5 protein-coding genes, 1 tRNA gene and 1 pseudogene are annotated in these 5,736 nt (G+C 72.3%); 3 read left to right on the plus strand and 4 right to left on the minus strand.

What is annotated here, in order from left to right; genetic code table 11:
• The 3 genes and pseudogenes from ACRDP3_RS09855 to ACRDP3_RS09865 all read right to left on the minus strand — a co-directional run.
• Positions 1-572 (minus strand): annotated as a pseudogene (locus ACRDP3_RS09855) (SUKH-4 family immunity protein); the annotation flags it as partial.
• 43 nt (positions 573-615) lie between these two features.
• On the minus strand, positions 616-1,581 hold the full coding sequence (locus ACRDP3_RS09860) for an SMI1/KNR4 family protein (RefSeq protein WP_431516490.1): 966 nt from the start codon (positions 1,579-1,581) through the stop codon (positions 616-618).
• 89 nt (positions 1,582-1,670) lie between these two features.
• Positions 1,671-2,450 carry a hypothetical protein gene (locus ACRDP3_RS09865; protein WP_431516491.1) on the minus strand — a complete coding sequence of 260 codons (780 nt, stop codon included), beginning with the start codon at positions 2,448-2,450 and terminating at the stop codon, positions 1,671-1,673.
• Between the two features lie 325 nt (positions 2,451-2,775).
• On the opposite strand from ACRDP3_RS09865, the gene ACRDP3_RS09870 reads away from it, so the two are divergent.
• Positions 2,776-3,384, plus strand: a complete 609-nt coding sequence (locus ACRDP3_RS09870) for a YwqJ-related putative deaminase (protein ID WP_431516492.1) — start codon at positions 2,776-2,778, stop codon at positions 3,382-3,384.
• Positions 3,381-3,935, plus strand: coding sequence for an SUKH-3 domain-containing protein (locus ACRDP3_RS09875; RefSeq protein WP_431516493.1), 555 nt, complete (start codon positions 3,381-3,383; stop codon positions 3,933-3,935). Before ACRDP3_RS09870 ends, ACRDP3_RS09875 begins: the two co-directional genes overlap by 4 nt.
• Here ACRDP3_RS09875 and ACRDP3_RS09880 read toward each other — a convergent pair.
• Positions 3,868-5,322 (minus strand): sensor histidine kinase, encoded by a 1,455-nt coding sequence (locus ACRDP3_RS09880; protein ID WP_431516494.1) that lies wholly within the window; start codon positions 5,320-5,322, stop codon positions 3,868-3,870. The genes ACRDP3_RS09875 and ACRDP3_RS09880 overlap by 68 nt on opposite strands.
• Positions 5,323-5,515: 193 nt before the next feature.
• Here ACRDP3_RS09880 and ACRDP3_RS09885 point away from each other — a divergent pair.
• Positions 5,516-5,587, plus strand: a tRNA-Gln gene (locus ACRDP3_RS09885).
• Positions 5,588-5,736: the final 149 nt, after the last annotated feature.

The raw sequence follows: 5,736 nt of genomic DNA on the forward strand, positions 1-5,736 counted from the left end.
GGCGGCGCGAACACCGTCGCGGGAGGCGACTGAGCCTCGCCGCCACCCGAACTGCTGGTGTCCGCCGCATCCCACGGGCTCGCCCCGACCGGCGGCGACGACGCCCCCGCACCCGAGCCGGAACCCGAGCCGGCATGCGCACCCGAACCCGCGCCGCGCCGGTCCGGGATGCCCATCTGGTCGGCCGCCTCCTGCAACCAGCCGGGCGGCGTCAGCAGAAACGACGTCGCCTCCAGATCCAGCCGCTGCGGTGCCCCGCCCGCGGGTGCGGCCGGCCTGCCCGCAACGCCGTACTCCTCTTCGTACCGCCTGATGACCTCGCCCACCGGCAGCCCGGGCCACAGCGTCGAGTCACCGCTGTCCCGCGCGATCACCAGCCGCGCGCGACCGCCGTCGGCCGCCGTACCGTCCGGGCCGCCAGGCCCCGACGGGGCTTCCGCCCACGCCACGAACCCCAGGTCGAACTCCCTGACGCGCACCTCACGCCGCTGCCCGCCCGGTATCCCCGGCCCGCCGGACTCACCGTTGACCCAGCGCTCAGCACGCTCCTGAGCCTGTGCGAAGGTCACCATCGCGCCGTCACCCCTCTGCCCGTCATCTGCCCTTCACGCACCCTCACACGTGGACGGCGCGCGCGAAGCCGCCGTCCACCATCAGGTTCGCCACGGTCTCCAGCTCCGGCGGGCTGCCCGCGAGCCGCAGCAGGAAGTCGTCGAAGTCGGCGCCGCACGGCCGCAGCAGCTGCTCCACCCGCTCCTCCACGCCGATGCCGTCCCGGTCCCGCGCGTCGTCGAACGGGCAGAACCACACCGAGCCGGTGCGCTCACCCCTCACCCGCACGGCGATCAGCCCACCCTGCACGAAGCCCACCCCGAGGAAGTCCTTGGTGAAGTGGTCGCGCAGACACTTGTTGATATAGACAAGATCGTTGACGGCCGCGTCGTCGCGCACCGTGAAGAACGGCTGGTCGACCAGCAGCCCCAACTCCGCGTCCAGCGCCACCCCGCGCGGCGCGCAGCCGCCCGCGGCCTTCAGGAACGTCCGGTACGCACCCGGCAGCCGGTACCCCAGCCGCTCCTCCACATCGAGCACCTGCGGCTCGCTCACCGCGACCCCGTGCGGCACCTCGAAATGCACCGGCCTGGTGTCCTGCAACGGCCGGGTACCGCTCTTGGCCTGGTCCACGCCGGCGGTCGCCAGCCCGCCGTGATGCCGCAGCAGCGCCTTGACCTCGACGGGTACCAGCTCCACCCGGCGGCTGTGCGCCACGTGATGCCAGGTCCAGCCGTGCGGAGTGGCCACGGGTGGCAGCTCCGCCCACAGTTCGTGACCGGAGGCCTGCAGCGCGGCGTTGGCCGACACGTAGTCCGTCAGCCGCAGTTCGTCGGCTCCGAAGCCCTCCGGCGGCTCGGCGATCTCGGCGGCGGCACGCGCGTAGGGCGTGAAGTCCGGCAAGCCGTTCTCATCCATCCGCACCCCGCCGGGATGCCGAGCGGCCCGGACCGGGTCCGGGAAATTCACCAACTGCCCGGCATAGGCCCGGTTCGGTGGCGCGGCGTGCCCGAGCCGACCTGTCGTCATGGCGGTTGCCCCCTGCTGCGTCTGGCTGACACGGGACAGCCTAAGCGGTACACCTGCACGCGGGCACCGCCCGCCCCGTCGGTCCGGGCTCAGCCCTTCGCGGCGGCCGTCAGCTTCTCGTGCTGCTTGACCACGACCGCCTTCGTGACCGGCACCGGCTCGCCCGACAGCGAGATGGACATGAACGTCGCCGTGTTGCCGCCCGTCCGCACCACCGTGAAGACCGTCGGAGAGTCCTTCCCCTTGGCGTCCTTCATCGTGAAGCGCACCGAGTCGTCGCCGACGCCCACACCCTCACCGGGCTCGATCCGCAACTGCGTCTCCTCCCCCGTACCCACCTTCCCCGTGAAGGACTTGCAGCTGTCCAGGGCATCCTTCAGCTCCCCGAGCCACTGCGCGGCCTCGCCCTTCCCGTAGGCCGACAGCAGCACCTGCTGGATGGCCCCACCCGAGGCCAGGGTGCCCTTGCCCTTCATCAGGGTGCCGCTGGTGTACGCGGTACGCGCGTGCTTCGGCTTGGAACCGACCGTGTCGGTGATCGCGGAACAGCGCGGATCGTCCGACGTCATCGTGTTCTGCGGCGGCAGCGCGTCCTCCTTGCTCCGCTGCGCCCGATAGCCCTTGACGTCCCCGGTCTTCAGCAGCGCCGCCGTCAACCGCTTCTCATCCAGCGGGGGCACGCCCTCGGCTGCACCCGTGCCGCCGGATGCGCCGTCGCCGCCGCCCGTACCGTCCTTGCCCTTGCCCTCACCGGACTGCTGCCCCTGGCCGTCCTTCGCCTTCCCGCCGCCGTCGCCCTCGCCCTCGTCGCCACCGCCGCACGCGGCCACCGACAGCGCCAGCACCGGTACGGCCACCGTCACCGCCACCGCGCGGCGGACACGCGGACCGAGCCGGCTACCCCGGCGACCACACGTGCGACTGCGACGGCCAAGTGAGGTGCTGTGCATCACGGAACTCCTGCCTCGAGGACGGACGTACCCGCTGATGCTGGCCCCCCGCCACCGGACCCACCACCCCTGTGGCACATCGCATCCCGAACCGTCACCGCCCCATGACATCCGGACGGCATGATCGACTGATCCAGCACACTGCATACTTGGCGCTACCGCGCAGGTGACACAGACGGCGCAGACGACACGACGGCACAACGGCACAGACGGCAGAAGGGGCCGTGCGGGGAGGAAGCACCACATGAACGCCGCACCACCATCACCATCCGCACCACCACCATCCGCACCGCCCCCCTCCCCCGACCCCCGCGTCGGCTGGACAGGCGCGCCCGACGACCCCGCGCCCGCGCTGCACCACCGGCGCGACGGCATCCTCCCCGCCATCGCCGCCGCCCTCTCCGTACGCGGCCAGACCCTCACCTCCACCGGCAACAAGGGCGACCAGCCACCCGCACCGCATCCGCTCGTACAGGACTTCCTCGACACCCTCACCACCGACCACCGCGAACGCCACACCGGCCGGTGTACCGAGACGGTTCTGCTCTCCCGCTTCCTCAAAGCCACCGAAGGCGCCCGCACCTCCAAACGCACCGGCCGCAAATCCAGCCCCCGCCCGCTCACCCCCGGCGAAGCCCGGCGCGCGCTCAAGCACGCCAAACTCACCGCCCGCCACATCCGCGAGGACGGCGACCCCCTGCACGGCAGCTACGCGCCGCCCTGCCGCTCCTGCACCGCACTCCTCGCCCACTTCGGCGTACGGGCCGTCGACCCGGGACACGACGCGGACACTCAAGGGGCCCGAGCCGCCGCGGCCGCCGCAGCCGCCGGACGCGAGGCGGGACGCCCGTGAGCGACCCCCACCAGCGGAACTCCTCAACCCGGTTCCCCATCGCCGTCGACGACGCACTGCGCGCGGCCGGCTGGCAGCCCGGCCGCTGGGACATGGCACAAGCGGAACACTGGGCCGACGCCCTCCGCGGCCACACCTCGTCCGGCGGCCACCAGCACGCCGTCTTCCCCGCCGCCGTCGAGGTCTGGGCCGAATTCGGCAACCTGCCCATCGACCCCACCGGCCCCGGACGTCACATCGCCGCCGCCGGCCTGCGCATCGACCCCCTGCACGCCCGCTACGCCGCCCGTACGCTCGCCGACCTCGGCCGCGCGCTCGGCACCGAGATCTGCCCCCTGGGCACCGACGGTGACGACGCCGCCCTCCTCGCCATCGACACCGAAGGACGCGTCTACAGCCTCGACCACACTGGCGACTGGTACCTCGGGCGCGACTTCGACACCGCACTCGCCGCGCTGCTCACCGGCACCCGCCCCGAACGGCTCACCCGCCCGTACGCGCCCGGTCTGCCCCGGCAGCCCCTTCCACACGGGCCCGCCCCGCCGGAATGACCGCCGACACCCGGAAACCACCCGCGTCCGTCGGCCCCGACACGAACCCGCCGCCCAGCGCCACCACCCGCTCCTTCATCCCCACCAGACCGTTGCCACCGCTCGGCAGCCCCGCGTCCTGCGCACCGTCACCCGCCACCGACGGCTCGTTCTCCACCTGCACCGCGACCTCCGCCGCACGATGCGCCAGCCGCACCCGCGTACGCGCGCCCGGCGCGTGCTTGTGCACATTCGTCAGCGCCTCCTGCACCACGCGGAACGCCGTCTGCTCCACCCCCGCCGCGTAGCCGCCCGACGACTCCCCCTCCACCGAGAGCTCGACCGCCATCCCGGCCGTCCGCGACTGCCCCACCAGCGCCTCCAGCTCGCCCAGCCGAGGCCCCTCGGCAACCACCTTCTCCTCCACCGCGGCCACCGGAACGGACCCGCCCCGCTCGCGTCCCCCGCCCCTGACCGAACCCGCCACGGCCACCGCGAACTCCGCCAGCCGCGCCGGCCCGCCGCCGCCCGGCTTCTCCGGTTGCCCGGGTTTCAGCGGATGCTCGGGTTTCGCCGGGTTCCCCGGAGCCTGCTGCTGCGAACGCAGCACACCCAGCATCGTCCGCAGCTCCGTCAGCGCCTGCCGTCCCATGTCACCGACCAGCGCAGCGTTCTTCGACGCCTTCTCCGGATCCTTCAACGCCACCGCCTGCAGCGCCGCCGAATGCACCACCATCAGACTCACCCGGTGCGCGACCACGTCGTGCATCTCCCGCGCGATCCGGGTCCGCTCCTCGTTACGCGCCCACTCGGCCCGCTCCTCCGCACGGTCCGCCAGCAGCGCCAACTCCCGCTCCAGCCCGTCCGCCCGCTCCCGCAACGACTCCACCAGCCGCCTGCGCGCCCGCAGATACAGCCCCAGCAGCACCGGCGGAGCGGTCACCCCCAGCGACAGCGCGACGGACACCAGCGGAATGAACCACGCCGGCGGGTCGAAGGCCGGGTCGCGCCCGACACCCTGCTGCAGCCGGATCAGCGTGCTGATCACCACGGCCACCGCCGTCATCCCCGTCAGCAGCACCGTGATCCGGCGAGGCACGTCCGAAACCGCCAGGCTGTAGAGCCCGACGATGCCGAGCAGCAGACCCATCTCGGCGGGCGACACCGCGACCGCCACCAGCACCACAGCGATCGGCCAACGCCGCCGCAGCACCAGCGTCGCCCCCGCCACGACCCCCAGCACCACCCCGGCAGCCGTCGGCACCCCGGCCTCGGCGGCGAACTCCACCCCCTGAAAAGCACACTCCCCCGAGGACACCGCCCCCAGGGCGACATCCAGCGCGGCGCTCCGCCGCCGTTCCCACCACCACGGGCCGCCAACGGCCCGGCTCTCCCCCGGCTCGGTCATGCAAGCCAGCGTACGACCGCCTGCCACCCCTTTTCCGGCTGCGCCCAGAATGTGGGTGCCGACTACAGGGGCTGCCTCGTGGTGCGCGTACGACAAGGTGCTGATCTGTATCGTCGCGTAGAGGGCTGGTGGTACGGCATAGTAGAGGCCAGCATCAAGAGGGAGGGAACCACGACTCCCTCTTGACTTTCGTTCCGCCGTAGTGTAAGAGGCAGCACAGGGTCTTTTGGTGTCCCCGGTTCAGGTTCGAGTCCTGGCGGCGGAGCAATACTCAGTTCGGGTCCTGACCTCCCTGGTCAGGGCCCGAACTCGTGTCTGGGCCGCGACGCTGCGAGCGCCCGGTAACCCACCGGTATCCTGCGGGTGTTCCCCCATACCCGTAGCCGAAGGGCACATACGTGAGCGCCAATCGCC

It is taken from the genome of Streptomyces sp. (assembly GCF_050698815.1).
Classification (GTDB): domain Bacteria; phylum Actinomycetota; class Actinomycetes; order Streptomycetales; family Streptomycetaceae; genus Streptomyces.